Genomic DNA, 25,326 nt, shown 5'->3' on the forward strand with positions numbered 1-25,326 from the left:
AGGGTTGGGGCCGTCGGTCTGCCGGGTTTCCGCCGCGTCATCGGGCGCGGTCCAGCAGGGTCTGGTCGCGCAGGGAGTAGCCCACACCGCGCAGCGTGTGGATCAGCGGCCGCCCCTCGGCGTCGATCTTGCGGCGGAGGTAGCTGATGTACGACTCCACGATGCGGCTGTCGGTGCCGAAGCCGTGGCACCACACGCGGTCGAGGATCTGCGACTTGCTCACCACCCGCTCGGCGTTGATCATCAGGTAACGCAGCAGCGCGAACTCCGTCGGCGACAGGTGGACGTGCCGGCCGGAGCGGCGTACGGCGTGGGTCTCCTCGTCCAGCTCCAGGTCGGCGTAGCGGAGCAGGCCGTCGTCGCAGGGCGTCTCGCGCGCGCCCGTACGGCGCAGGATGGCGCGGATGCGCAGCACCACCTCCTCAAGGCTGAACGGCTTCGTCACGTAGTCGTCGCCGCCCGCCGTCAGCCCCGCGATGCGGTCGGCGACCGTGTCGCGCGCGGTCAGGAACAGCACCGGCGGCCCGCCGCCGTCCGGCCGCAGCCGCTGCGCCACCGCGAAGCCGTCGAGATCGGGCAGCATCACGTCGAGCAGGATGAGGTCGGGCCGCTCCCTGCCGACGCTCCGCAGCGCCTGGGAGCCCGACGCGGCCGTGCGGACACGGAAGCCGTTGAGCTCCAGGGCGTCGAGCAGCAGCTCGCGGATGTTGCGCTCGTCGTCCACGACGAGTACCACCGGTGCCGGGTCCATGCGCTTTGTTCTATCGCGCCGCCGAGAAGCCGGTCATAAAACGAGTGGTGCGGTGAGCGGCCCGACCGGTAGAAGGGAGGGGTGCCGGACGAGGAGATCTTGACAGGCGGGGGCGTCAACCACGTGGTGAAGGTGGCCGGGACCGTACGCCGCCCCACCGGCCCGTGGACCCCGGCCGTACACGCGCTGCTGCGCCACCTCGCCGCACGCGGCTTCACCGGCGCGCCGAGAGTCCATGGCGTGGACGAGCAGGGGCGCGAGGTGCTCGGCTTCGTGCCGGGGGAGACGGCCGGCTACCCGCTGCCGCCGTGGGCGCGTACGGACGAGGCGCTGGCCGGCGCGGCCCGGCTGCTGCGCCGCTACCACGACGCCACCGCCGGCTTCGTGCCGCCGCCCGGCGCCACCTGGTACCTCCCGCCGGTCGAGCCGGCCGAGGTGATCTGCCACGGCGACGTGGCCACGTACAACTGTGTGTTCAGGGACGGCGCGCCGGTCGCGTTCATCGACTTCGACACCGCGCACCCGGGGCCGCGCCTGTGGGACGTCGCCTACGCCGCCTACCGGTTCGTGCCGCTGAACGACCCGCGGCACACCGAAGGGCTGCCGGTGGCGGAGCAGGCGCGGCGGCTCGGGCTGTTCGCGGCCGCGTACGGGTTCGGCGGCGACGACCTAGCGGCGCTGCCCGGCACGGCGGTGACCAGGCTGGAGCACCTGGTGCGGTTCATGCGGGAGCGGGCCGCCGCGGGCGACGCGGCCTTCGCCGGCCACGTCGCCCGCGGGGACGACCGCTTCTACGAGACGGACATGGCGCACCTGAGGCGGCACGCCGGCCGGCTCACTTGCCGAACCCCGCGGTGAGACCGGCAAGGAGCTGGCGGCGGCCCACCACGTACAGCACCAGGATGGGCAGCGTGGTGAGCACGACGGAGGCGAGCACCGCGGGCACGTTGATGCTGTACTGGCCCTGGAACGACCAGAGCGCCAGCGGCAGCGTGCGCTTGTCGGGGCTCTGGGTGAGCACCAGAGGCAGCAGGAAGCCGTTCCAGATCTGCAGCGCGTTGTAGATCGTCACCGTCACCACGGCGGGGCGGGTGAGCGGGAAGGCCAGCTTCCAGAGCATCTCGGTCTCGGAGGCGCCGTCGATCCGCATGGAGTCGAACAACTCCTTGGGCACGTCCCTGATGAAGTTCGACAGGACGAGCACCGACAGCGGGATCGCGAACGCGATCGACGGCAGGATCAGCGCCATCAGCGAGTCGTACAGGCCGAGCTGGATGATGATCAGGTAGATCGGGATCACCACGGCCTGCAGCGGGATCGCGAGGCCCATCAGGAACAGCGAGTTCGTCCAGCGCAGCGACCTGCTCCTGCCGCCGCGCACGATGGCGTACGCCGCCATGAAGCTGACCAGCACGGCCGGCACCACGGCGCCGAGGGTCGCGATCACGCTGTTGATGAAGTACTGGATGAAGTCGGACTCGATGACCAGGCGGTAGTTCGCCAGCGTCGGCTCTCCCGGCGGGGCGAACGGGTTCTCCTGGTAGTAGTTCGACTGCGACTTGAAGCTGGTGATGACGATCCAGTAGATCGGCACGGCGACGATGACCAGCCAGATGACGCTGGTCACGCCGGCCATCCAGTTGGGGCGCTCCTGGCTGCGGCCGACCTTGCGGCGGTGCGAAGGGCCGGCGGAGATGGTGTCGCGCTGGGGAGCCCTGGTGGGGGCGGTCGTCATGCGTCAGGCCCCTTCAAGCTGGCTGTGGCTTTGGTCTCGGCCGCCGAGCCGGCGCAGGAGCAGCGACAGGCCGAGGCCGACGAGGACGAGGATGACCGCGATCACGCTGGCCGGACCCATGAGGTTGGCCTGGAAACCGCGCTTGTACATGTCGAGCGCGAGCACCCGGGTGGCGTCGCCGGGGCCGCCGGCGGTCAGCACGAAGATCAGGTCGAAGAGGGTCAGCGACCCGACGACCATCAGCGTGGACGACGTGATGATCGTGTACTTGAGCTGCGGCAGCGTGATGCTGAAGAACCTGCGCACCCGGCCCGCGCCGTCGAGCTCGGCGGCCTCGTACATCGAGCGCGGGATCTGCCGGATGCCGCCCTGGTAGATCAGCGAGTGGAACGGGATGTACTGCCACGACACCACGAAGATCACCACGCCGAAGGCCAGCACCGGCTCACCCAGCCAGTCCTGGACCAGGAACGGGATGTTCAGCCCGGCGCCGAGACCGAAGTTCGGGTCGAGCAGCGCCTTGTAGGTGATCGCCAGCGCGGCGGAGCTGAGCAGCAGCGGGATGAAGAACACCACCGACAGGACCGCGCGGTACTTCTGCTGCCCGGCCAGGAAGGCCCCCATCAGGATGCTCGCGGGCGTCTGCACCGCCCACGAGACGGCCATGACGAGGAAGGTGATCCACAGCGCGTGCGGCAGGCCGGGATCGGCGAGGATGGCGCTCCAGTTACTGAACCCGGCGATACCGATCTCTCCGAGCCCGTCCCACTGCGCGAAGCTGAGGGCGAGCACCCCTACCAGCGGGATGAGGGCGAACCCGACGAAGAACACCAGCGCCGGAATGGTCATCCATTTGATGGAGCCGCCACGGCCCGCCCTGCGGGCGGGCCTGGCGGTGGTCATGACGGCGCTCACTTGCCGATGACCGCGTTCATGTTCGTGGCGAACTGCTCGGGCGAGATGGACATCTGGAACAGCTTGGCGATGTTGTCCAGCAGCACCTCGGCGGCCGTCGGGCTGAGCGCCTGGTCCCAGGACTGGCCGAAGGTCTTGGCGTTGACCGCGATGTTGTAGACGAAGCCCAGGAAGTCCTTGTCCTCGGAGTTCGCGAACTCCTTGTCCGCGCCCTTGATGATCGGGACGGCGCCCGTGCCGACCCACTCCTTGACCGCGGTGTCGTCGATCAGCGCACCGGCGAAGAACTTCTTGGCGATCTCCTTCTGCTCGGGCGTGGCCTTGGAGGAGATGGAGATGTACTGGCCGGGGTTGCCCACGGTGTTGCCGGGGTCGCCCTTGCCGCCGTCGACCGGCGGGAAGTTCATGTAGCCCAGGTTGCCGCCGGAGACGAAGTCGCCGCCGTCGGCCTTCATGCTGCCGTACGTCCAGCCGCCGTGCAGCATCATGGCGGCCTTGCCGGTGTAGAGCAGGGCCTGGTCGGCGTTGGAGTCGGCGGTGATGGAGGAGAAGCCCTTGACGAAGCCGTCGGCCTTGATCAGCTTCTGCATCTCGCCCAGCGCCTGGATGGCGACCGGGTTGGACCAGGCGTCCTTCTCGCCGTCGAACACGGCCTGGAAGACCTCGGGGCCGCCGATGCGGTCGAAGAGGAACTCCAGCCACATCATGTTCGTCCAGCGGGACTGGCCGCCCAGCGAGAACGGCGCGATGCCCTTGGCGTTGAACTTGGGCACCAGGTCGAGGATGTCGCCCCAGGTCTGGGGCGGCTGCGCGCCGATCTTGTCGAAGGCCCGCTTGTCGTAGTAGAGGACGATCGGCTGGAGGGTCTCGCACGGCATCGCGTAGATCTTGCCGTCGATGGTCGCGGCACCGAAGGAGGACGGGAACAACTTGTCCTTGACGGCCGGGTTCTGCTCGAACCAGTCGGTCAGGTCGTCCACCTGGCCGGCCTGCACGTAGCTGCGCAGGGTGCCGCCACCCCAGCCCCAGATGAGGGTGGGGGCCTGACCGGCGCCGATGGCCGTCTTGATCTTGGTCTTGAAGGCGTCGTTCTGGAACGTCGTGCCGGTGATCGTCCCGTTGGCGTTGGCCTTGTTGTGCCGTTCGATCGTCCTGGTGCGCACTCCCTCCTGCGGCTGCGTCGACAGGTACCAGTACGTGGCGCTGTTGGCGCCGCCACCACCGGTGGCGGCGGACTCACCGGGTGCGCCACCGGCACCCGTCTGGGTGGGACCCGTGCCGCCGCAGGCGGCAAGTGCTGCTCCTAGGGGGACGCCCATGGAGACGAGGCTGAGAAAGTTGCGGCGAGAGGTAGTCCTGGACTCCACGCTGATCTCCGTACGTGAGTGCCGCGGGCTGGGGGTCGCGGCTCGTTGATCATCGGATGCGATGGCCGGCGGTCGTGGATTGGCACCCTAGTGCCACTCTTCCACTCCTCCTAGTGTCAGCTCATCGAAACATTTTCGACATGACCGCGGGGGTCGCCAATCTAGGTTTCGGGAATAGTGGTGTCAAGAGGTTGTCGATCAGACAAACATCTGGCGTTCTGATGAGGCGCGTGTAAGGTACTACCGCGCGTGCTCTTAGCTGGAGGTCTGGGACAGCGACGGTCACGCGCCGAGGTCGGCACCGCTGGCGAAACGTCTTCGAAAAGTTACGAAAAGACCGCACCTCTTTAAGGAGCGCAGTACATGACGGCTCTAGATCGGACCCCCACGGCGAACCGGGCGCTGCGCCCGTGGCAGGACCCGGCGCTCGCCGTGGCCGACCGAGTCGAAGCCCTCCTTGCCGAGCTGACCCTGGAGGAGAAGATAGGCCAGCTCGGCAGCAGGTGGGTCGGCAACGACATGAGCCAGGCCGAGGAGCCGGAGCCGGGCGCGGAGCCGCTCAACGTGGCCCCCATGCAGGACGTCTTCGCCGCCTCCGGCACCATCCCGCTGGAGGAGGCCGCCCGCCACGGGCTCGGCCACCTGACCCGCGTCCACGGCAGCGTCCCCGTCACGCCGGAAGAAGGCGCGGCCGAGGTCGTCCGCCAGCAGCGGATCGTGATCGGACGCTCCCGGCTCGGCATCCCCGCCATCGTCCACGAGGAGTGCCTGACCGGCTTCACCGCCTACGGCGCCACCGTCTATCCGGCCGCCATCGCCTGGGCCGCCACGTTCGACCCCGGCCTGGTCGAGCGCATGGCCGCCGCCATCGGCCGCGACATGCGGGCCGTCGGCGTGCACCAGGGGCTCTCGCCGGTGCTCGACGTCGTGCGCGACTACCGGTGGGGGCGGGTCGAGGAGACCATGGGCGAGGACCCGTACCTGGTCGCGACGCTCGGCGCCGCCTACGTACGCGGGCTGGAGAACGCCGGGATCATCGCCACGCTCAAACACTTCGCCGGCTACTCCGCCTCCCGCGCCGCGCGCAACCACGGGCCCGTGCCGATGGGCAGGCGCGAGCTGCTCGACATGATCCTGCCGACCTTCGAGACCGCGATCGCGCTCGGCGGCGCCCGCTCGGTGATGAACTCCTACTCCGACGTCGACGGCGTCCCCGCCGGCGCCGACCCGTGGCTGCTCACCGAGGTGCTGCGCGACGACTGGGGCTTCACCGGCACCGTCGTCTCCGACTACTGGGCGGTCCCGTTCCTGACCACCATGCACCGCGTCGCCGCCGACACCGGCGAGGCCGGCGTGCAGGCGCTCACCGCCGGCATCGACGTCGAGCTGCCCGACACCCTCGGCTTCGGCCAGGACCTCGCCGGCCGGGTACGCCGCGGCGAGCTGGACGAGGAGCTCATCGACCGGGCCGTGCGCCGCCTGCTCACCCAGAAGGTCGAGCTCGGGCTGCTCGACCCCGGGTGGACGCCCGAGCAGTCCGTCGCCGGCGCCGCGGACGTCGACCTCGATTCGCCCGCCAACCGCGCACTCGCCAGAGAGCTGGCCGAGCGCTCGATCATCCTGCTCGACGCCGGCACCGCGCTGCCGCTGCTCGGTGAGGGCCGCGCCGCGCCGCGCCGCGTCGCCGTCGTCGGGCCCGCCGCCCACGACCCCCGCACGTTCATGGGCTGCTACGCCTTCCCCAACCACGTGCTGCCCCGGCACCCCGGGCTCGGGCTCGGCATCGAGGCGCCCAGCGTGCTCGACGCGCTCACCGCCGAGCTGCCCGGCGCCGAGCTGCGCTACGAGAAGGGCTGCGAGGTGCGCGGCGACGACCGCTCCGGCTTCGCCGCCGCCGTCGAAGCCGCCCGCGACGCCGACGTGTGCGTGGCCGTGGTCGGCGACCTGGCCGGGCTGTTCGGGCAGGGCACCTCCGGCGAGGGCTGCGACGCCGAGGACCTGCGGCTGCCCGGCGTACAGGCCGACCTGCTCGCCGAGCTGGCCGCCACCGGCACGCCCGTGATCGTCGTCGTGGTCTCCGGACGGCCGTACGCGCTGGGCGAGATCCGCGACGGCGCCGCCGCGCTCGTCCAGGCGTTCATGCCCGGCGAGGAGGGCGGCGCCGCCATCGCCGGCGTGCTGTCAGGACGCGTCCAGCCCACCGGGCGGCTGCCCGTGCAGATCCCGCGCGTACCGGGCGGCCAGCCCGGCACCTACCTTCAGCCGCCGCTCGGCACCGACAGCCACGGCATCAGCAACCTCGACCCGGCCCCGCTGTTCCCCTTCGGCCACGGCGCCTCCTACACCACCTTCGAGGTGTCCGGCCTGCGGCTCAGCGCCACCGAGGTGCCCACCGACGGCGAGTTCACCGCCACCGTCACCGTGCGCAACACCGGCGGGCGGGCCGGCGAGGAGGTCGTCCAGCTCTACCTCAACGACCTCGTCGCCCAGGTCACCAGACCCGTCCTGCAGCTCACCGGCTACGCCAGAGTGCCGCTCGAACCCGGCGAAAGCGCCGACGTCACCTTCCGCATACACGCCGACCGCACCGCCTTCACCGGGCGCGACCTGCGCCGCGTCGTCGAACCAGGCGACATCGAGGTGCTCGCCGGCACGTCGGCCGCCGACCTGCCGTGCCGCGCCGTCGTACGATTGACCGGCCGGGCCCGCCACGTCGGCCACGACCGCCGGCTCGTCACACCCGCGGAGGTGAGCGCCGGCGCGGCCGCCGGGCAGCCCCGGCAAGGGGGTGCAGATGCCGCCCAGTCCTAGACGTGCCACGCTCGCGACGGTCGCGGCGTCCGCAGGGGTGTCGGTCGCGACCGTCTCCAAGGTGCTCAACGGCCGCAGCGACGTCTCCCCGGCCACCCGCTCGCTCGTGCAGTCGCTGCTGCAGCAGCATGACTACGTCGCCCCGGCGCCGCGCCGCGAGCAGGCCGGGCTCGGCACCGTCGAGGTGCAGTTCGACACCGACCTCAACGCCTACTCCACGGAGATCATCCAGGGCGCCGTCGAGGCCGGGGCCGAGGCAGGGGTCGGCATCGTGGTCAGCATCAGGGGCGGCCAGGCCCGCACCACCGCCTGGGCGCGCGGCCTCGTCGCCGCGGGGCGGCGCGCGCTGATCGCCGTCACCAGCGAGCTGACCGCCGGGCAGCCCGCCGCGCTCAACCGGGCGCGGCTGCCGCTCGTCCTCATCGACCCGCTCAACCTGCCGCGCACCCGGGTGACCAGCATCGGCTCCACCAACTTCGCCGGCGGGCTGGCCGCCACCCAGCACCTGCTCTCGCTCGGCCACCGGCGCATCGCCTACGTCGGCGGGCCCGCCACCGCCGCGTGCAACCAGGCGCGGCTGCACGGCTACCGGGCCGCCATGGAGGCTGAGGGGGCGCCCGTGCTGCCCGGCTACGTGCGCTCCAGCCACTTCCACTACCAGGACGGCGTCGAGGGCGGAGCCGCCGTGCTCGACCTGCCCCACGCGCCGACCGCCATCTTCGCCGGCAGCGACGAGATGGCCGTCGGCATCATGGAGGCGGCGCGGGAGCGCGGGCTGCGCATCCCGGAGGATCTGAGCATCGTCGGTTTCGACGACACCCAGATCGCCAAGGTCACCTCGCCGCCGCTGACCACCATCCGGCAGCCGCTGCGCGAGATGGGCCAGGCGGCCCTCCGTACGGCCCTGCGGCTGGCGGAAGGCGAACGCGTGGACTCCCACCACGTGGAGCTGGCCACCGAGCTCGTGGTCCGCGGCTCCACCGCCCCCGTCCCCCACCGCTCCTGACCCACCGCCCCACCTCTCCCCGGCTTTTCGTCGGGGAGAGGCGGGGCGGCGGATGTTCGTCCCGGATCCTCTCCCCGGTTTTCGGCGGGCCAGAGGTGGGGTTGTGGGAGTTTGTCCCGGATTGCCTCCCGCTACCAGACGCCGATCTCGGCGGGTGCCGGGCGGCGGTGGTTCGCCTCCGCTCCTTGACGAGACCGCCCCTGGCTTTCCTGGCAGAGGCACCTCTGACTCTTCTGCCGAAAAGTTTCGGTCCTTCGGGGCTTCCTCCTACCCCGCCTCGGGTCTTCTGACCTGGTGGCTCTTGCCCTGGCCACACCGTTCGTGGGTTCGCGGCCAGGGCGTGCCTGGCGAAAGCGTTTCGGGATTTCGCGAGCGGCGGGAAGAGGGGCGGAGCGGGGGTGGTTGAGGGTGAGCGTGGAGGAGAGTGCGGTCGTCGTCATCGGGGCTGGACAGGCCGGCCTGTCCAGTGCGTACTTCCTGCGGCGGTTCGGGGTCGAGGCCGTCGTGCTCGACGCCGAGGACGGGCCCGGCGGGGCGTGGCGGCACCGGTCGCCGTCGCTGACGATGGACAAGGTGCACGGCATCTTCGACCTGCCGGGCCACCCCAAGCCCGCGGACGGCGGCGAGGTGCGGCCCGCCGCCGAGGTCGTGCCCGCGTACTTCGACGCCTACGAGCGGGCGGCCGGGCTGCACGTCGTGCGTCCTGTGCGGGTCACGTCCGTGCGCGAGGGCGCCAAGGGGCGGTTGCTCGTCGCGACGGACGCGGGGGAGTGGTCCGGCGCCGCGCTGGTCAACGCGACCGGTACGTGGACCCGTCCCTACTGGCCGTACTACCCGGGGGCCGCCACGTTCGCCGGCCGCCGGCTGCACTACGCCGACTATCGGGGGCCGGCGGAGTTCGCGGGGCGGCAGGTGGTCGTGGTGGGCGGCGGGACGTCGGCGGCGCACGTGCTGTCGGAGATCGCGGGGGTGGCCGCCGCGACCGCGTGGGTGACGCGGCGGCCACCCGTCTTCCGTGACGACGGCTTCGGCGAGGACGCCAGGCGCGAGGCCGTCGCCATGGTGGAGGACCGCGTACGCGCCGGGCTGCCGCCGCAGAGCGTCGTCGCCGTGACCGGGCTCACCTACAGCACGATCGTCCGTGAGGCGCTGGCCAAGGGGGCTCTGCACCGGCGGCCGATGTTCCGCCGTATCACGGAGAACGGCGTGGAGTGGGACGACGGCACGTTCCTGGCCTGCGACACCATCGTCTGGGCCACCGGGTTCCGCTCGGCGCTCGACCACCTCGCACCCCTGCGCCTGCGGGAGCCGGGCGGCGGCATCCGCGTCGACGGCACGCGGGTCGTCCGCGACCCCAGGGTGCAGCTGGCCGGCTACGGCCCCTCGGCCAGCACGATCGGCGCCAACCGCGCGGGCCGCATGGCCGCCCGCGAAGTCCACCGCCTCCTCACCACCACCCCCGCCGCCTCCTCCGCGCTTCCGGCTGCATGAGGCCGTGCCAGCGGAGATGTCCGCTGGATGACCGGTTCATGTCCTTGTCCCCGAAGCGCTGGTCGAACACCATCCCGGTGAGGCTCATATGCGCCGGGAAGAGGGGCGAGCATGCGTGGGAATGCGCCGAGGGACACGCGCGGCGGGCGGCGCGACGAGAACGTCCGTAGGCGCCGGTTCACCGTCCGGGGCACATGGGTCAGAACGGCGGCCGTCGTCCTGGTCGCGCTGCTGGTGCCGGGCGGGGTGTCGGCGGCCAGCACGATCGGCAGGTTCGGCGACATCTACCGCGCACGCCCCGACGCCGTCTCCGCCGAGCCCGCCGCCAAGCCCCACGACCCGGCCAAGCCCACCGTCGCCTTCCTCACCGGCGGCAACGGCACCAACGCCGCCGACCTGCTCGGCCCGTACGAGGTGCTGGCGAGCACCGGCCGCTTCAACACCTACGTCGTCTCCGCGGGCCCCCGGCTGATCAACCTGACCGGCGGGCTGGACCTCGTCCCCGACCTGACGTTCGAGGAGCTACGGCAGCTCCTCACCGGGCGCGGCGACACGCTCGACGCCGTGCTCGTCCCCGCCATGGAGAAGCCGGACCCCGCCGAGCTCGCCGCCGTCAACGCCTGGCTCAGGCAGCAGTCGGCGGCCGGCGCGCTGACCGTCAGCGTCTGCAACGGCGCCCGCGCGCTGGCCCGCAGCGGCCTGCTGGACGGCCGCCCCGCCACCTCGCACTGGCTGCGCATGCGCGGCCTGCGTGCGGACTTCCCGGCGGTGAAGTGGCAGAGCGGCGTGCGGTACGTGGACGACGGCGACGTGATCACCGCGGCGGGCGTGCTGTCGGCCATCGACGGCGCCCTGCGCATCGTCGAACGCCTGGCCGGCATGGACACGGCCCGCCAGGCGGCCGGCGCCGTGCACTGGCGGCACTACTCGCCGGGAGCGCCCGCGCGCATGCCCGTCCAGGGGCTGGACCTGGCGGACCTGGTGGCCCCGCTCAACTCCTCCTACCAGACCCGCCCGTCGGCCATCGGCGTCCAGCTCGTCGAGGGCGCCGGGGAGCTGGAGCTGGCGTCGGTGTTCAACTCCTACACCGAGCAGTCCGTGGTCGGGCACACGATCGCGGTCGGCGACGGCCCCATCCGCTCCGAGCACGGCCTGACCTTCGTCCCCCGCAGGACCCTCGCCGCCGCGTCCGGCGACCTCGACCGGCTCCTCGTCCCGGGTCACGAGGCCGCCCGCACCCAGGCCGCCGGCACGGGAAGGGCGGAGTACGTCCACACGACCGACGAGTTCGCCTTCGACGCGGTGATCCGGGACATCGCGCGCACCTACGACGTGCCGACCGCCCGCTTCGCCGCCAAGACGCTGGAGTACCCGGTGATGGACGTCGAGCTGCGCGGCGGCGCCTGGCCGTGGCGCGAGACGCTGGTCTTCGCCCTCCTCGTCCTGCTGGGGGCGGCCCTCGCTTCGGGCACGGGCGCGGTGGTCCGCCGCCTGCGCACCTGAAGCGTCCGCATGCACTCCTGCGCGATCACGACCTACTACGCGAGGGTGTTCGCCGAGCCGCAGGAGAGCCGGCGCGCAAGGGGGCCCGGCGCACAGAAGGTTCGGCGCGCGAGGGGTCCGGTGCCGTCCGCCGAGGGGTCCGCTGGCTACTACGCGGCATAGTGTCCATACCGATCCGATCACTGTGGCGAAGGGGGTCGACACGTCCGGTGACGTCAGGTTAGCGTCCCCCTATAAGGATCTTTATCCGGTCAGGAGGGCTCCATGGAGGTTCCCGGCTACACGGAGATCCGGGAACTGGGCCACGGCGGGACCGGCCGCGTGATGCTCGCCGTCCGAGACTCCGACGGCGTACAGGTCGCGATCAAACACCTCGCCGAGCCGCTGCGCGACGATGCGGCGTTCGTGGCGCGGTTCAGGGAAGAGGCGCTGCTCATCCAGGAGATCGACAGCCCGCACACCGCGCGCGTGCTCGACTACGTCGAGGGCGACGACGACGCGGCCATCGTGATGGAGCTGGTCGACGGTCTCACGCTGCGGCGGCTGCTGGCCGGCGAGGGCGCGACGGGCCCGCAGGCGGCGCTGACGGTGCTGAAGGGCTCGCTGCTCGGCCTGGCGGAGGCGCACCGGCGCGGCGTCGTGCATCGTGACTTCAAGCCCGAGAACGTGATGATCACCGAGGACGGCGACAGCAAGCTCGTCGACTTCGGCGTGGCGGCCAAGGTCGGGGAGACGGCCGCGCCGGCGGGCACGCCGTCGTACATGGCGCCCGAGCAGTGGGACGAGGCCCCGGCCGGGCCCGCCACCGACGTCTACGCCGCCACCCTCGTCTTCTATGAGTGCCTGACCGGCCACCGCGCCTTCCACGGCGAGAACATCGCCGCCCTCGCCTACCAGCACCAGCACCTGCCGCCGCCGATCGACGACATCGAGGCGCCGCTGCGCCCGCTGATCGAGCACGGCCTGGCCAAGGAGCCGGCGCGGCGGCCGGAGTCGGCGCTGTCGTTCCTGGAGGAGCTGGAGGAGACGGCGCGCACCGCGTACGGGGACGACTGGGAGGCCCGTGGCCGCGCGACCCTGGCGTTACTGGCCGTGCCGCTGGCCGGGCTGCTGCCGAACTCGCCGCCCGCCCCCGAGCCCGGCACGGGCACGAGCCTGTTCCACAACGCGCTGTCGCCGGCCGGGAAGCTCGCCATGACCGGTGGCCTGGTGGTGGCGACGGCCGCCGCGGTGGTGTCGGCGTTCGCGATCCTGGGCGACGCGCCCGAGCCGCGCAGCGTCGCCGTGCCGCCGCCCAGCGTGGCCCCGCCGGTCACGCCCGCCCCCTCCTCGCCTGAGCCGCCGGAGCCGGCCGCCACCCCGACGACGACCCCGACGACGGGGCCGACCACGGAGCCGACGCCCGCCTCCAGCCCGCCCGCCGTGGTGACGCCGCCGGTCACGTTCGCGGGCCGCCCGGCGGAGAGCGCCCCTCCCCGGGCGAGCAGGCCGACCGCCCAGCCGACCAGTACGGCTTCCAGGCCCACGCAGCGTCCCACGACCACGAGGCCCACCAGGGAGCCAGCCCGCAGGCCGACCGTGACGAGCGGCCCCACCAGGAGGCCCACGACGACCGCGGCGCCGACCACCGTCCGGCCGACCCCGCCGCCTCCGGCGGATGACCCGCCCGACCCGCCGGGCGACCAGGAGCCGCCGCCCGCGACGAACCAGCCGGACCCGCCCCGCGAACGGGAGCCGCTGCTGTCGGTCTCGGTGAGCGTCTCGCTCGGCCTGCCGGTGCTCAGCGGCGGCGACCGGCTCGTGGACGCCGACATCGGGCTCGGGCTGGGCACCGGCCTGCTGGGGTTCGTGGTGGTGCCGGGCTCGGTGCTGCTCGGACGGCACATCGTGCTGCGCAGAGTACGAAAAGGCCGTGATCACGAAATTTCGTGACTTGCGGGTGGGGAGGCTTGATCCTCTACTATCGTGCGTCGAATGGAGGGCGACCCCCGGCCTGAACAGCTCATGCCCGGAACCTGCCCTGTGGCCAGGGGTAAGGAGAAGCGTGGCGGAAGCCTCCCCCGTCCGTACGTCCGTGCTCTGCATCGTCCTCGCCCAGCTGCTGCTGGTCACCGCGGCCCCCGCGCACGCGGCGCCCAAGCCGACGGCCAAGCAGCTCAAGAAGGAGCTGGCCACGATGCAGAAGGACGCCGACAAGCTCATCACCGACTACTACGCCTCCCGCCTCGCCCAGCAGAAGGCGGACAAGGAGGCGAAGAAGGCGGGCGAGCGGCTGGCCGAGGCGCAGGAGACCTACGACCGCCACTCGACGGAGCTGCGGGCCATCGCGACGGCGGAGTACATGGGCGGCACGCCGGGACCGCTCGCCATCCTCGTCAGCGGGCAGAGCGGCGGCGACCCCGCGCGGCTGCTGAACAGGATGGCGCTCTCCCAGCACCTCATCGACGGCCAGGACGCCAGGCTGCGCGGCCACGCCCAGGTCAGGGACGATCGCGCGCGGGCCGAGGAGGAGGCGGCGGCCAGGGCCGAGGAGCTGAAGCGCACGGTCGGCGCGCTGGAGCGGCGCAAGAAGAAGGCCGAGAAGCAGATCGAGAAGGTCAAGGACAGGATCGACCTGCTCTACACGGCGCCGGGGGTGCGGCGTCCCGACGGCACGTGGGTGCCGCAGCTGCCGGACGGACCCGACAACATCACGCCCAGGATGCGGCTGGTCAGGCAGCTCATCCAGGAGCGGTTCGAGGTGCCGTACGGGATCGGGTGTTACCGGCCGATCCGGGACGGCGGCGAGCATCCGCTCGGGCGGGCCTGCGACTTCATGCTGAGCCGCGGCGGCGCGATGCCGTCAGGGGAGGAGCTGAAGCGCGGCGACGAGATCGCCGCCTGGGTGATCAAGAACGCGAAGCGGCTCGGCATCATGTACGTCATCTACCGCCAGCGCATCTGGCACGCCAGGACGGGCGCGTGGCGGGTGATGTCGGACCGCGGCGGCACGACGGCCAACCACTACGACCACCCGCACGTCTCGGTCTACTAGTCCCTGGCCTACTGGTCTCCGGCCTACTAGTCCTTGGCGAGGGCGGCGAGCAGGCGGTCCTCGGTGACCTCGGGCCCGTTGAGCTGCTCGGTGATGGCCCCGTCGCGCAGCACGACGACGCTGTCGCAGTTCTCCACCAGCTCGCTCACATCGGAGGAGATGAGCAGGATGGCCAGGCCGTCCACGGCCAGCTCGTCCAGCAGGGCCTGCATCTCGACCTTGGTGGCGACGTCGACGCCCCTGGTGGGCTCGTCGAGCAGCAGCACCTTGGGGTGCATGGCCAGCCACCTGGCCAGCAGCACCTTCTGCTGGTTGCCGCCGGACAGCTCGCCGGCCGGCTGGCGGGGGGAGACGGCCTTGATGCCGAGCCGCCGCATGAAGGTCGCGACGATGTTGTCCACCTGCGCGTCGGACACGATGCCGGCCCGCGACAGGCGGGGGAGCGCGGCCAGAGCGATGTTGTCGCGCACCGACAGGGTGGGCACGATGCCCTCGGTCCTGCGGTTCTCCGGCACCAGGCCGATCCCGGCGCGTACGGCGCTCCTGATCGACCACTTGCGCACCGGCGCGCCCGCGACGGTGAGCTGACCGGCGTCCACCGGCAGCACTCCGGCGATGGCGCGGGCCGTCTCGCTGCGTCCGGCGCCGAGCAGCCCGCCGAGCCCGACGACCTCGCCGGCCCGCATGGCGAGCGACACCCCGTCGAGCATGTGGTGCCTGGTCAGGCCCTTGGCCTCCAGGACGGGCGCGTCACCGGGCGGGTCGGGCTCGCCGGCGGGCAGGGGCGGCGCGGCGGGGTGGAAGGGGCGGCCCAGCATGAGCGAGACCAGCCGCAGCCGGTCGAGCCCGGCCAGCGGCCCGGTGTGCACGACCCGGCCGTCGCGCAGCACGGTGACCCGGTCGCAGATGCCGTAGAGCTCCTCGAGGCGGTGGGTGACGTAGATGACCGAGCGGCCCTGCTCGCGCAGCCGGGTCACCGCGCCGAACAGCACCTCCAGCTCGCCGTGGTCGAGCGCGGTGGTGGGCTCGTCCATGATGACCAGGCGGGCGTCGGCGGAGGCGGCCCGCGCGAGCGCGACGATCTGCCGCGCGCCCTCGCCGAGCGAGCCGAGCGGGCGGCGGACGTCCACCTCCAGCCCGTACGCCGCCAGCACCTCCGCGGCCCTGGCGTGCACGGCGGCGGAGTCGATCAGCCCGAGCCGCCCGCGCGGCTCCCTGCCGAGCAGCAGGTTGCGGGCCACGCTCATGGTGGGGACGAGGTTGGTCTCCTGGTGGACGGTGGCGATGCCGGCCTTCCTGGCGTCGGCGGGCCCGGTGAAGCGCACCGGCTCGCCGAGGAAGCGCAGCTCGCCCGCGTCGGGCGGGTAGACGCCGGAGAGCACTTTCACCAGGGTGGACTTGCCCGCGCCGTTGCCGCCGATGAGGGCGTGCACCTCGCCGGCGCGTACGGACAGGGTGACGTGGTCGAGGGCGGTGACACCCTGGAACGCCTTGAGAACGCCAGCCACCTGCAGCACGGTTGCCTCCGCCTCGATGGTGGTCGAGGAAGGAAACAATATAGTAACGGGCTTGTCACATTCGATCAGTGCGCCGATCAGAACTGGGCGACGTGCAGCCGGACGCCGCGCGCGCTCAGCTCGTCGAGCACGTCGCGGGGTGCGGAGTCGTCGGTGACCAGGTGGTCGATGCGATCGGGCGGGACGGTCTGCACCATGGTGTCGACGCCGACCTTCGTGTGGTCGGCCAGCACCACGACCTCCTCGGCGGCGGCGGCCAGGGCCCGGTCGACGCCCGCGACCTGCATGTTGGGCGTGGACAGCCCGCGCTCGGCGGTCAGGCCGTTGCCCGAGATGAACGCCCTGCGCACCCGCAGCCCGGCCAGCGAGTGCTCGGCCGCGCTGCCGACCAGGGCCAGGATGGAGCCGCGCAGGGTGCCGCCGGTCAGCATCACCTCGACGCGCGGCGAGCCGGCCAGCACCTGCGCGACCAGCAGTGAACTGGTCACCACGGCCAGCTCGGAGTGCCTGGTCAGGCGGCGGGCGAACTCCTGCGTGGTGGTGCCCGGCCCGACCACGATGGCGTCGCCGTCCTCGACGAGCGCGGCGGCGAGGTCGGCGATGGCGGCCTTCTCGGCCGACTCCAGTGACACCTTGTGCGCGTAGCCGGCCTCGCGGGACAGCTCGCCGGGCAGCGTGGCGCCGCCGTGGTGGCGGTTGAGCAGGCCCTCGGACTCGAGCGCGCGCAGGTCGCGGCGGACGGTGACCTCGGAGGAGTGGACGGCCTGGGCCAGCTCGCGCAGCGACACGGCGCCGTTGGCACGCACCAGCTCGAGGATGCGCTGCCGGCGTTCAGCGGCGAACACAGGTCTGCGCCCGTCGCTCTGCGTGTCGCTCACGGGGCCGATCATAGTCGACAGGCCAACATGAGTTCACCTCTGACCGAACGAGAACGAATTTGATCGGAAATCTTGACCGCCTCGGTCCGGCGGTGCTTACTTTGGAGCGTGTCAGGGTCAAAAGCTGTCCGAACCTGATCGGCGCCTTCCGAAAGGACACTCCCCGTGCGTAAGCGCCTCGCGTTGCTGCTGGCCGTACTGATGTCCGTGTTATGGCAGCTGCCGGCACCCGCCTCCGCCGGAACGGCGGCCCTTCCCGAGCGGAACGGGCTGCGCGGCGACTACTACCTCGCCTCAGGGGCGGGGACGTTCGACTTCGCCGAGCTCAAGGCGAGCATCATCGACCCGAAGCTGGAGCTGACGGACCTCAACCCCGTCTTCCAGCTGCTGACCGGCAGGGAGGACGACGTCTCGGTCCGCTGGACCGGCCAGATCACCCCGGAGTTCTCCGAGACCTACACCTTCTCGATCATCGGTGACAACGGGTTCCGCCTCTGGGTGGACGGTCAGGTGATCATCGATCACTGGGTGGACGACTGGGACATCGAGCAGACCGGCACCCCGATCGCCCTCGAAGCCGGCCGCGAGTACGACATCAAGGTCGAGTACTTCGAGCACTACGGCGGCGCCAACCTGCGCCTGCGCTGGCAGAGCCCGAGCCAGCCGAAGGCCATCGTGCCCACCGAGGCGCTCACCGTCCCGGCCGACTTCCAGCCGGACGGCCCGTACGACGCCCGGCTCAACACCACCGGCGACGTCGTGACGCTCACCTACCCGCGGCCCCTCGCCCCGCTGCCCGCCGGCGCGGCGGAGAAGCTCGCGCTGACCGTCGGCGCCGCCGCCTGGCCCGTCACCTCGGTCGAGCAGAAGAGCCCGCAGACCTTGGAGCTCACGCTCAAGTACCCGGTCCCGGCCAAGGCCGGCGGCACCGTGCGCACCTCCTACGACGGCAGCGGCGGCATCACCTACGCCGACGGCACCCCGCTGGCCGCCTATCCGTTCGCGAGCGTGGTCAACCTGTCCACGTACGTGCTCAAGACCCGCTGGACCGACGAGGTCGACAGGAACCACCCGCTGCCCGAGTACCCGAGGCCGCAGCTCGTCCGCGACCGCTGGCGCAGCCTCAACGGCGTCTGGCAGTTCGCCACGGCCAAGGAGGGCGAGGCCGCGCCGATCGGCCGCACCCTGCCCGAGCGGATCACCGTGCCGTACCCGGTCGAGTCGCAGCTGTCCGGCATCGGCCGGCACGAGGAGCGCATGTGGTACCGGCGCACGTTCGAGGTGCCGCGCTCCTGGAGCGGCGAGCGGCTGATGCTGCACCTCGACGCCGTCGACTGGGACGCCGCCGTCTACGTCAACGGCGAGCGCGTCACCACCCACAAGGGCGGCTACGACCGCATCAGCGTGGACGTCACCGGCGCGCTCAAGCGCAAGGGGCCGCAGGAGCTCGTCGTCGGCGTGTACGACCCGACCGACCGCGGCGCGCAGCCCGTCGGCAAGCAGCGGCTCGAAGCCGGCAACATCTGGTACACCCCGGTGTCCGGCATCTGGCAGACCGTCTGGATCGAGCCGGTCGGCAGGGACCGCATCGACCGCGTCGACACCACCCCCGACGTGCGCGGCCAGGCCGTGGACGTGACCGTGCACGGCACCCCGGGCGCCGCCACCGTGATCGTCAGGGACGGCCGCCGTGTCATCGGCACCGCCCACGGCAAGACCGGCAAGAAGCTGCGCGTCCCCGTGCGCAGGCCCAAGCTCTGGTCGCCGGAGAGCCCGCACCTGTACGACCTGGAGGTCAGGCTCAAGGGCGACAAGGTCGAGTCGTACTTCGGGATGCGCGAGATCACCCTGTCCGGCAACCGGATGCTGCTCAACGGCGAGCCGGTCTTCCAGATCGGCCCGCTCGACCAGGGCTTCTGGCCGGACGGCATCTACACCGCGCCCACCGACCAGGCCCTGCGGTACGACCTGGAGCAGACCAAGGCGCTCGGCTTCAATGCGGTGCGCAAGCACGTCAAGGTCGAGCCCGACCGCTGGTACCACTACGCCGACAAGCTCGGCCTGCTGGTCTGGCAGGACATGCCGTCGGCCTTCAAGACCGACGACAGGCAGCAGTTCGAGACCGAGCTGCGCGCCATGATCGACCAGCACAGGAGCAGCCCGTCGATCGTCATGTGGGTGCCGTTCAACGAGGGCTGGGGCCAGTACGACCAGGCCCGCATCGCCGACCTGGTCAAGAGCTGGGACCCGACCCGCCTGGTGAACAACATGAGCGGCGTCAACTGCTGCGGCGCCGTGGACGGCGGCAACGGCGACGTCAAGGACTTCCACATCTACCCGGGCCCCGGCAACCCCGGCAAGCCCGAGGGCGTCCGCGCCACCGTGATCGGCGAGTACGGCGGCCTGGCCCTGCCGCTCGTCGGCCACACCTGGTCGGGCGGCGGCTGGGGCTACGCGGTCGAGCCCGACCCCGAGGCCCTCACGAACCGCTACGTGGGAATGGTCGAGGAGCTGGCGCGGCTGCACGCCTGCGAGCAGCTCAGCGCCGCCGTCTACACCCAGACGACGGACGTCGAGACCGAGATCAACGGCCTCATGACGTACGACAGGGCGATCACCAAGCCCGACGTCAAGCGCCTCCACGACGCCCACAAGGCCCTGACGAGCGCGATCAACCCCACCTGCGACTGAACCACCGCCGCGCCCCGGCCCTGCCGGCGAGGGCCCGCGAGAGCTCGCGAGGGCCGGGGCGCGCACCGGCAGGACCTGATAAGAAGGGAACCGCGATGACCCCCCATCTCCGGACGGCCGCCCTGACCCTGGCCGTCCTCCTCACCGCGACGGCCTGCGCCAAGGCGGAGGAGCCGCAGGGCGCGCCCGCCCCCACCGGTACCGCTGGGCGGCAGGTCGTCCAGACGCCTGCGGGCACGGCCGGCCCGACCTGCACGCTGGAGCAGTTCGGCGGCACGACGTTCGACCTCAAGACGGCCACGGTGGGCTTCTCCCAGTCGGAGAAGGAGGCCAACCCGTTCCGCATCGCGGAGACCAAGTCGATCAGGGACGAGGCGGCCGAGCTGGGCATCGGCGACCTCAAGGTGACCAACGCCCAGTCGCAGTTCTCCAAGCAGATCACCGACGTGCAGCAGCTCATCGCCCAGGGCGTGCAGCTTCTGGTCATCGCGCCGCTCAACTCCGACGGCTGGGAGCCGGTGCTCCAGCAGGCCGCGGCCAAGAAGATCCCCATCATCACGGTCGACCGCAAGATCAACGCCAAGCCGTGCAGCGACTACCTGACCTTCATCGGCTCCGACTTCTACGAGCAGGGCAAGCGCGCCGCCGACCGGATGATCGACGCGCTCGGCGGCAAGGGCAAGGTCGCCATCCTGCTCGGCGCCCCCGGCAACAACGTCACCACCGAGCGCACCAACGGCTTCAAGGACCGCGTCAAGGAGAAGGCGCCGGACATCACGATCTCGTTCGAGCAGACCGGCGAGTTCGCCCGCGAGAAGGGCCAGCAGGTCACCGAGCAGCTCATCCAGTCAAACCCCGACATCAACGGTATCTACGCCGAGAACGACGAGATGGCGCTCGGCGCGGTCACCGCGCTCAAGGGCGCGGGCAAGGAGCCGGGCGACATCAAGATCGTCTCGGTCGACGGCACCCGCAGCGCCGTCCAGGGCATCGTGGACGGCTGGCTGCACGCGGTCATCGAGTCCAACCCGCGCTTCGGGCCGCTGGCCTTCGAGACCGCGCAGAAGTTCCTCGACGGCGAGGCCATCCCCGACAAGGTGATCATCTCCGATCGTGACTACGACACCACCAACGCCGAGGACTCCCTCGGAGAGGCGTACTGAGTTGGAAGCGGTTCTCGAGGCCCGCGCCGTCAGCAAACGCTTCCCCGGCGTCCTCGCGCTCGACGGCGTGTCCCTCGCCCTGCGTCCTGGCGAGGTGCACGCCCTCGTCGGCGAGAACGGCGCCGGTAAGTCCACGTTGATCAAGGTGTTCACCGGCGTCTACCGCCCCGACGAGGGTGAGCTGCGCTACCAGGGCGGCCCCGCCGCCTTCGGCAGCCCCATGGAGGCGCAGCGGGCCGGCATCTCCACCATCTACCAGGAGGTCAACCTCGTCCCCATGATGTCGGTGGCCCGCAACCTGCTGCTGGGCCGCGAGCCGCGCGGCAGGTTCGGCGTCATCGACGCCGCCGCCATGTACGGCGAGGCCGAGCGCGTGCTGGCCGGCTACGGCGTCGAGACCGACGTCCGCCGCCCGCTGCGCACGCTCGGCGTCGGCGCCCAGCAGATGGTGGCCCTGGCCCGCGCCGTCTCCGTGGACGCCCGCGTCGTCATCATGGACGAGCCCACCTCCTCCCTGGAGCCGCGCGAGGTCGAGACGCTGTTCGGCGTGATCAGGCGGCTGCGCGACAGCGGCATCGCCGTCATGTACGTCAGCCACCGCCTCGACGAGCTCTACCAGGTGTGCGACCAGGTCACCGTGCTGCGCGACGGCCGGATCGCGCACACCGGGCCGCTGGCCGCGCTCGACCGGCTGAAGCTCATCTCCCTCATGCTGGGCCGCGACCTCGACGAGGTCCGCGCCCAGGGCATGACCCGCTTCAGCCGCGACCGGCACGGCTCCGGCGCGGACGCGCCCGTGGTCGAGGCCCGCGGCCTGACCCGCAGGCACGTGCTCGACGGGGTGAACGTCAGCGTCGAGCCCGGCGAGGTCGTCGGGCTCGGCGGCCTGCTCGGCGCGGGACGTACCGAGACCGCCAAGGCCATCGTCGGCGCGCTGCCGCTCGACGGCGGTCAGGTGCTCGTGGCCGGGGCGCCGCTGCGCGTCGGCTCCACCGCCGCCGCCATCAAGGCCGGCGTCAGCCTGCTGCCCGAGGACCGCAAGGCCGAGGGCATCATCCCGACGCTGTCCGTCCGCGAGAACATCGCCCTGGCCGCCCTGCCCGCGCTCGGCCGGGCCGGCGTGGTGTCCGAGGCGAAGATCGACCGGGTGGTCGAGATCTTCATGCGGAGGCTGAGGATCAAGGCCGCCTCGCAGCACCAGCTCGTCTCCGAGCTGTCCGGCGGCAACCAGCAGAAGGTGCTGCTGGCCCGCTGGCTCGCCGTCCGGCCCAAGGTGCTGCTGCTGGACGAGCCCACCCGCGGCATCGACGTCGGCGCCAAGGCCGAGGTGCAGGCGCTGATCGACGAGCTGGCCCGGGAAGGGCTCGGCGTGCTGCTCATCTCCTCCGACCTGGAGGAGCTCGTCGAGGGCGCCGACCGGATCCTCGTGCTGCGCGAGGGCACGGTCGTGGGCGAGCTGTCCGGCGACGAGGTGACCGAGGAGAGGATCATGGCGACGATCGCGGAGCAGGCCGATGGCTGAGCTGACCTCCAGGGGGAGCGCCCGGGTCGCCGTGCTCAAACCCCAGGTGTACGCGTGGGTGCAGGACTACGGCGTGTACGCGGCCGTCCTCGTGCTGCTGCTGTTCAACGTGCTGTTCACCCCGCACTTCCTCGACGCCTCCAACTTCCGCACCCAGCTCGTCCAGGTCACCCCCATCGTGATCGTCTCGCTCGGCATGGCGCTGGTCATCGGCACCCAGGGCATCGACCTGTCGGTCGGGTCCGTGATGGCGCTGGCCGCCGCGCTGACCGTGCTCTACCTCGGCTACGGCTGGCTGCCCGCGGTCATCGTGGCCGTCATCGGCGGCGCCGTCGTGGGCGCGGCGGGCGGGGCGCTGGTCGCGTACGTCGGCGTGCAGCCCATCGTCGCCACGCTCGCGCTGCTGGTCGGCGTGCGGGGCCTGGCCAACGTGCTGGTGCCGCAGCTCGTCGAGTTCCGCAACCCCGACCTCATCGCGCTCGGCAGCAGCTCCGTGGCCGGCATCCCGGTCATCGTGCTCATCGCGGCGGCGCTCACCGTGATCGTGCTGTTCGTGGTGCGGCGCACCACGTTCGGCCGGCAGGTCGTCGCCATCGGCGGCAACCGCTCGGCCAGCGAGCTGTCCGGCCTGCCCGTCAAGCGGGTGCTGCTGATCGTGTACGTGATCTCCGGCCTGCTCGCCGCCCTGGCCGGCGTGCTGGCCACGGCCCGGCTGCAGGCCAGCGACCCCACCTCGCTCGGCCTGTTCATCGAGCTGTCGGCGATCACCGCCGTCGTCGTCGGCGGCACGCCGCTGACCGGCGGCCGGATCAGGGTGCTCAGCACGGTCATGGGCGCGCTGCTCATGCAGCTCCTGGCCGCCACGCTGATCAAGCACAACCTCCCGCAGTCATGGACCCAGATGGTCCAGGCGGTCATCATCCTGGCCGCCGTCTACGCCACCAGGAAGCGGGGGACCCGATGAACCGCGAACAGGTGAGCAGGCTGCTCCAGCAGCACGGCGCCGTCATGGTGCTCGGCCTGCTGGTCGTCGTGGGCAGCCTGGCCTTCGACTCCTTCGCCACCACCGCCAACGCCGCCAGCGTGGTCGTCTCCTCGTCGTTCCTCGCGATCATCGCCGTCGGGATGACGTTCGTGATCATCAGCGGCGGCATCGACCTGTCCGTCGGGTCGCTGTTCGTCCTCGGCGGCGTGCTGGCCGCCTACGGCTCCCAGTACGGCCTGATCGTGGCGCTGCTGCTGCCGCTCGCCGTGTGCGGGGTCGTCGGGCTGCTGCAGGGGCTGGTCATCGCGCGTACCGGGATGGCGCCGTTCATCGTGACGCTCGCCGGGCTGCTCGGCGTGCGCGGGCTGATGCTGGCCATCTCCGACGAGGGCGCCACCACGTACCTGGTCAAGGACCGCGCCTTCGCCACGCTCGGGCAGGGCGAGCTCCTCGGCCTGTCCTACCCCGTCTACCTCACCGCCGCCCTCGCGCTGCTCGCCATGGTGCTGCTGCAGCGCACCGGCTTCGGCCAGAACGTCTACGCCATCGGCGGCAACGAGCAGGCGGCGGCCCTGATGGGCGTGCCGGTCGTGCGGACGAAGGTGTACGTGTACGTCATGTCCGGCCTGCTGGCCGGGCTGGCCGGCGCGCTCAACGCCGCCCGGCTCTCCTCCGGCGTCACCATCCTCGGCATCGGCCTCGAACTCGACGCCATCGCGGCAGTCGTGATCGGCGGCACCCTGCTGACCGGCGGCGCCGGCGGCATCACCGGCTCCGTGGCAGGGGTGCTGCTGCTGGGCGTCATCCAGAGCCTCATCAACCAGGTGGGGAACCTGACGTCGGCGTTCCAGCAGGTGGTCAGCGGCCTCTTCCTGGCTCTGGTGGTGGTGGCCCAGCGCCTGCTCAGCAAGGCCCAGCGCCTCACCTGACCCCTCACCTGGTCGGGGGCGGTCAGCGGACGCGGCCGCGGGGCTTGAGCCGGGTGCCGGGGAGGACCGGCGCGGGCAGGGGCGCGCCGTCGAAGCCCTCGACGGCGCCGAAGCCCCCGCCGTCCATCCACTCCTTGCGGTACGCGGCCACCTCCTCGTGGGAGCGGCCGACGAAGTTCCACCACATGACGATCTCCTCGCCGAACGGCTCGCCGCCGATGAGCAGCACCCGGCCGCGGCCCGACAGGCGGATGGACGTGCGACCCGGCGGCACGTACACCAGCGGGCCCCGCTCCACCTCGGCCACCTCGCCGTCGAGCAGCAGCAGCCCGTGCTCGAAGCCCGGCTCAAGCGGCACCTCGGCGGCGCCGTCGATCGCCAGCTCGGCCCCCACGAGCGGGGTGTAGGCGGTGGCGGGCGAGGTCACCCCGCCGAGCGTGCCCATGAGGACGCGGGCCCGGTGACCGGTGCCGTCCAGCACGGGCAGCTCGGGGTGGTGCTCGAAGGCGGGCGCGGTGTGGCGGTGCTCGCCGGGCAGCGCCACCCACAGCTGGACGCCGTGCAGCACGGTCTGCGGCGACTCCTCCGAGTGGGAGATGCCGCGACCGGCCGTCATGAGGTTGAGCTGTCCCGGCCGGACCTCCTGCAGCGTGCCCAGGCTGTCGCGGTGCAGCACCTCGCCCTCGACCAGCCAGCTCACGGTCTGCAGGCCGGTGTGCGGGTGGGGCGGCACCCGCATGGTGGCGAGCTGCGGCCCGTAGGCGTCGACGAAGCACCACGCGCCGATCATGCGGCGGTGCACGCCCGGCAGGGTCCTGCTGACCGTCATCGCCCGGGGCCCGCCCAGCGGCACCTCCCGCCCGGGCAGGACCTCCCGCTCATCCGGCGCGTCAGGCGCAGGGACGGCCGCCGCACGTTCTGCCTCGGCGCCGGGCCCGCCGGCCGGGCCGGCGGTGCAGCGGATCTCGCGGGGGTCCCGTTCCAGGTTGCTCACGCCCGAACTCTACGTCGTGGCGCTCGGCGGGCGG

19 protein-coding genes are annotated in these 25,326 nt (G+C 71.8%); 12 read left to right on the forward strand and 7 right to left on the reverse strand.

From position 1 onward, the window contains the following. Positions 1 to 37: 37 nt before the first annotated feature. Positions 38 to 751, reverse strand: a complete 714-nt coding sequence (locus AB0K18_RS32520) for a response regulator transcription factor (protein ID WP_364921980.1) — start codon at positions 749 to 751, stop codon at positions 38 to 40. 81 nt (positions 752 to 832) lie between these two features. On the opposite strand from AB0K18_RS32520, the gene AB0K18_RS32525 reads away from it, so the two are divergent. Next, entirely contained in the window at positions 833 to 1,609 is a 777-nt protein-coding gene (locus AB0K18_RS32525) for an aminoglycoside phosphotransferase family protein (RefSeq protein ID WP_364921982.1), read from the forward strand. Here AB0K18_RS32525 and AB0K18_RS32530 read toward each other — a convergent pair. From AB0K18_RS32530 to AB0K18_RS32540, 3 genes are read right to left on the reverse strand one after another with little or no spacing between them, the layout of a single operon-like run. Then, positions 1,587 to 2,486, reverse strand: a complete 900-nt coding sequence (locus tag AB0K18_RS32530; RefSeq protein WP_364384855.1) for a carbohydrate ABC transporter permease — start codon at positions 2,484 to 2,486, stop codon at positions 1,587 to 1,589. The genes AB0K18_RS32525 and AB0K18_RS32530 overlap by 23 nt on opposite strands. A 3-nt stretch (positions 2,487 to 2,489) precedes the next feature. Continuing rightward, positions 2,490 to 3,389, reverse strand: a complete 900-nt coding sequence (locus AB0K18_RS32535; protein WP_355423005.1) for a sugar ABC transporter permease — start codon at positions 3,387 to 3,389, stop codon at positions 2,490 to 2,492. Positions 3,390 to 3,397: 8 nt separating this feature from the next. Next, positions 3,398 to 4,720 (reverse strand): extracellular solute-binding protein, encoded by a 1,323-nt coding sequence (locus tag AB0K18_RS32540; RefSeq protein WP_364921985.1) that lies wholly within the window; start codon positions 4,718 to 4,720, stop codon positions 3,398 to 3,400. A 411-nt stretch (positions 4,721 to 5,131) separates the two neighbouring features. Between AB0K18_RS32540 and AB0K18_RS32545 the strand changes: the two genes are divergently transcribed. From AB0K18_RS32545 to AB0K18_RS32570, 6 genes are all read left to right on the forward strand, one after another. Further along, on the forward strand, positions 5,132 to 7,579 hold the full coding sequence (locus tag AB0K18_RS32545) for a glycoside hydrolase family 3 N-terminal domain-containing protein (protein ID WP_364921988.1): 2,448 nt from the start codon (positions 5,132 to 5,134) through the stop codon (positions 7,577 to 7,579). Beyond that, positions 7,563 to 8,585 (forward strand): substrate-binding domain-containing protein, encoded by a 1,023-nt coding sequence (locus AB0K18_RS32550; protein WP_364921991.1) that lies wholly within the window; start codon positions 7,563 to 7,565, stop codon positions 8,583 to 8,585. The genes AB0K18_RS32545 and AB0K18_RS32550 overlap by 17 nt, the downstream gene beginning before the upstream one ends. A 408-nt stretch (positions 8,586 to 8,993) precedes the next feature. Continuing rightward, positions 8,994 to 10,076, forward strand: coding sequence for an FAD-dependent oxidoreductase (locus tag AB0K18_RS32555; RefSeq protein WP_364921994.1), 1,083 nt, complete (start codon positions 8,994 to 8,996; stop codon positions 10,074 to 10,076). 111 nt (positions 10,077 to 10,187) lie between these two features. Then, the gene (locus AB0K18_RS32560) at positions 10,188 to 11,579 is read left to right on the forward strand and encodes a DJ-1/PfpI family protein (protein WP_364921996.1); all 1,392 of its coding nucleotides are present in this window, start codon (positions 10,188 to 10,190) and stop codon (positions 11,577 to 11,579) included. A 264-nt stretch (positions 11,580 to 11,843) separates the two neighbouring features. Continuing rightward, the gene (locus tag AB0K18_RS32565) at positions 11,844 to 13,511 is read left to right on the forward strand and encodes a serine/threonine-protein kinase (RefSeq protein ID WP_364921999.1); all 1,668 of its coding nucleotides are present in this window, start codon (positions 11,844 to 11,846) and stop codon (positions 13,509 to 13,511) included. Positions 13,512 to 13,623: 112 nt separating this feature from the next. Beyond that, positions 13,624 to 14,613, forward strand: a complete 990-nt coding sequence (locus tag AB0K18_RS32570; protein WP_364922002.1) for a hypothetical protein — start codon at positions 13,624 to 13,626, stop codon at positions 14,611 to 14,613. 26 nt (positions 14,614 to 14,639) lie between these two features. Here AB0K18_RS32570 and AB0K18_RS32575 read toward each other — a convergent pair whose 3' ends face one another. After that, positions 14,640 to 16,130 carry a sugar ABC transporter ATP-binding protein gene (locus tag AB0K18_RS32575; RefSeq protein WP_364922004.1) on the reverse strand — a complete coding sequence of 497 codons (1,491 nt, stop codon included), beginning with the start codon at positions 16,128 to 16,130 and terminating at the stop codon, positions 14,640 to 14,642. Between the two features lie 77 nt (positions 16,131 to 16,207). Continuing rightward, positions 16,208 to 17,008, reverse strand: coding sequence for a DeoR/GlpR family DNA-binding transcription regulator (locus AB0K18_RS32580; RefSeq protein ID WP_345403237.1), 801 nt, complete (start codon positions 17,006 to 17,008; stop codon positions 16,208 to 16,210). 165 nt (positions 17,009 to 17,173) lie between these two features. On the opposite strand from AB0K18_RS32580, the gene AB0K18_RS32585 reads away from it, so the two are divergent. The 5 genes from AB0K18_RS32585 to AB0K18_RS32605 all read left to right on the forward strand — a co-directional run bounded on the left by AB0K18_RS32585 (position 17,174) and on the right by AB0K18_RS32605 (position 24,298). After that, positions 17,174 to 19,699 (forward strand): PA14 domain-containing protein, encoded by a 2,526-nt coding sequence (locus AB0K18_RS32585; RefSeq protein WP_364922006.1) that lies wholly within the window; start codon positions 17,174 to 17,176, stop codon positions 19,697 to 19,699. Between the two features lie 95 nt (positions 19,700 to 19,794). After that, positions 19,795 to 20,862: an ABC transporter substrate-binding protein gene (locus tag AB0K18_RS32590; protein ID WP_364922009.1), complete on the forward strand. Its 1,068-nt coding sequence runs from the start codon at positions 19,795 to 19,797 to the stop codon at positions 20,860 to 20,862. Position 20,863: 1 nt separating this feature from the next. Then, positions 20,864 to 22,384, forward strand: coding sequence for a sugar ABC transporter ATP-binding protein (locus AB0K18_RS32595; RefSeq protein WP_364922012.1), 1,521 nt, complete (start codon positions 20,864 to 20,866; stop codon positions 22,382 to 22,384). Next, positions 22,377 to 23,348, forward strand: a complete 972-nt coding sequence (locus tag AB0K18_RS32600) for an ABC transporter permease (RefSeq protein ID WP_364922014.1) — start codon at positions 22,377 to 22,379, stop codon at positions 23,346 to 23,348. Before AB0K18_RS32595 ends, AB0K18_RS32600 begins: the two co-directional genes overlap by 8 nt. Next, the gene (locus AB0K18_RS32605; protein WP_364922016.1) at positions 23,345 to 24,298 is read left to right on the forward strand and encodes an ABC transporter permease; all 954 of its coding nucleotides are present in this window, start codon (positions 23,345 to 23,347) and stop codon (positions 24,296 to 24,298) included. Before AB0K18_RS32600 ends, AB0K18_RS32605 begins: the two co-directional genes overlap by 4 nt. A 22-nt stretch (positions 24,299 to 24,320) precedes the next feature. Here AB0K18_RS32605 and AB0K18_RS32610 read toward each other — a convergent pair whose 3' ends face one another. Then, positions 24,321 to 25,292 (reverse strand): pirin family protein, encoded by a 972-nt coding sequence (locus AB0K18_RS32610; RefSeq protein ID WP_364922019.1) that lies wholly within the window; start codon positions 25,290 to 25,292, stop codon positions 24,321 to 24,323. Positions 25,293 to 25,326 lie beyond the last annotated feature (34 nt).

Origin of the sequence: Nonomuraea sp. NPDC049421, assembly GCF_040677005.1 — a bacterium.
GTDB lineage: Bacteria > Actinomycetota > Actinomycetes > Streptosporangiales > Streptosporangiaceae > Nonomuraea > Nonomuraea salmonea.

Bases quoted from the DNA above. Each gene is read 5' to 3' on its own strand.
- AB0K18_RS32540 (WP_364921985.1), bottom strand. From the start codon at position 4,720: ATGGGCGTCCCCCTAGGAGCAGCACTTGCCGCCTGCGGCGGCACGGGT.
- AB0K18_RS32545 (WP_364921988.1), top strand. From the start codon at position 5,132: ATGACGGCTCTAGATCGGACCCCCACGGCGAACCGGGCGCTGCGCCCG.
- AB0K18_RS32605 (WP_364922016.1), top strand. From the start codon at position 23,345: ATGAACCGCGAACAGGTGAGCAGGCTGCTCCAGCAGCACGGCGCCGTC.
- AB0K18_RS32520 (WP_364921980.1), bottom strand. From the start codon at position 751: ATGGACCCGGCACCGGTGGTACTCGTCGTGGACGACGAGCGCAACATC.
- AB0K18_RS32600 (WP_364922014.1), top strand. From the start codon at position 22,377: ATGGCTGAGCTGACCTCCAGGGGGAGCGCCCGGGTCGCCGTGCTCAAA.
- AB0K18_RS32590 (WP_364922009.1), top strand. From the start codon at position 19,795: ATGACCCCCCATCTCCGGACGGCCGCCCTGACCCTGGCCGTCCTCCTC.
- AB0K18_RS32550 (WP_364921991.1), top strand. From the start codon at position 7,563: ATGCCGCCCAGTCCTAGACGTGCCACGCTCGCGACGGTCGCGGCGTCC.
- AB0K18_RS32535 (WP_355423005.1), bottom strand. From the start codon at position 3,389: ATGACCACCGCCAGGCCCGCCCGCAGGGCGGGCCGTGGCGGCTCCATC.
- AB0K18_RS32565 (WP_364921999.1), top strand. From the start codon at position 11,844: ATGGAGGTTCCCGGCTACACGGAGATCCGGGAACTGGGCCACGGCGGG.
- AB0K18_RS32560 (WP_364921996.1), top strand. From the start codon at position 10,188: ATGCGTGGGAATGCGCCGAGGGACACGCGCGGCGGGCGGCGCGACGAG.
- AB0K18_RS32530 (WP_364384855.1), bottom strand. From the start codon at position 2,486: ATGACGACCGCCCCCACCAGGGCTCCCCAGCGCGACACCATCTCCGCC.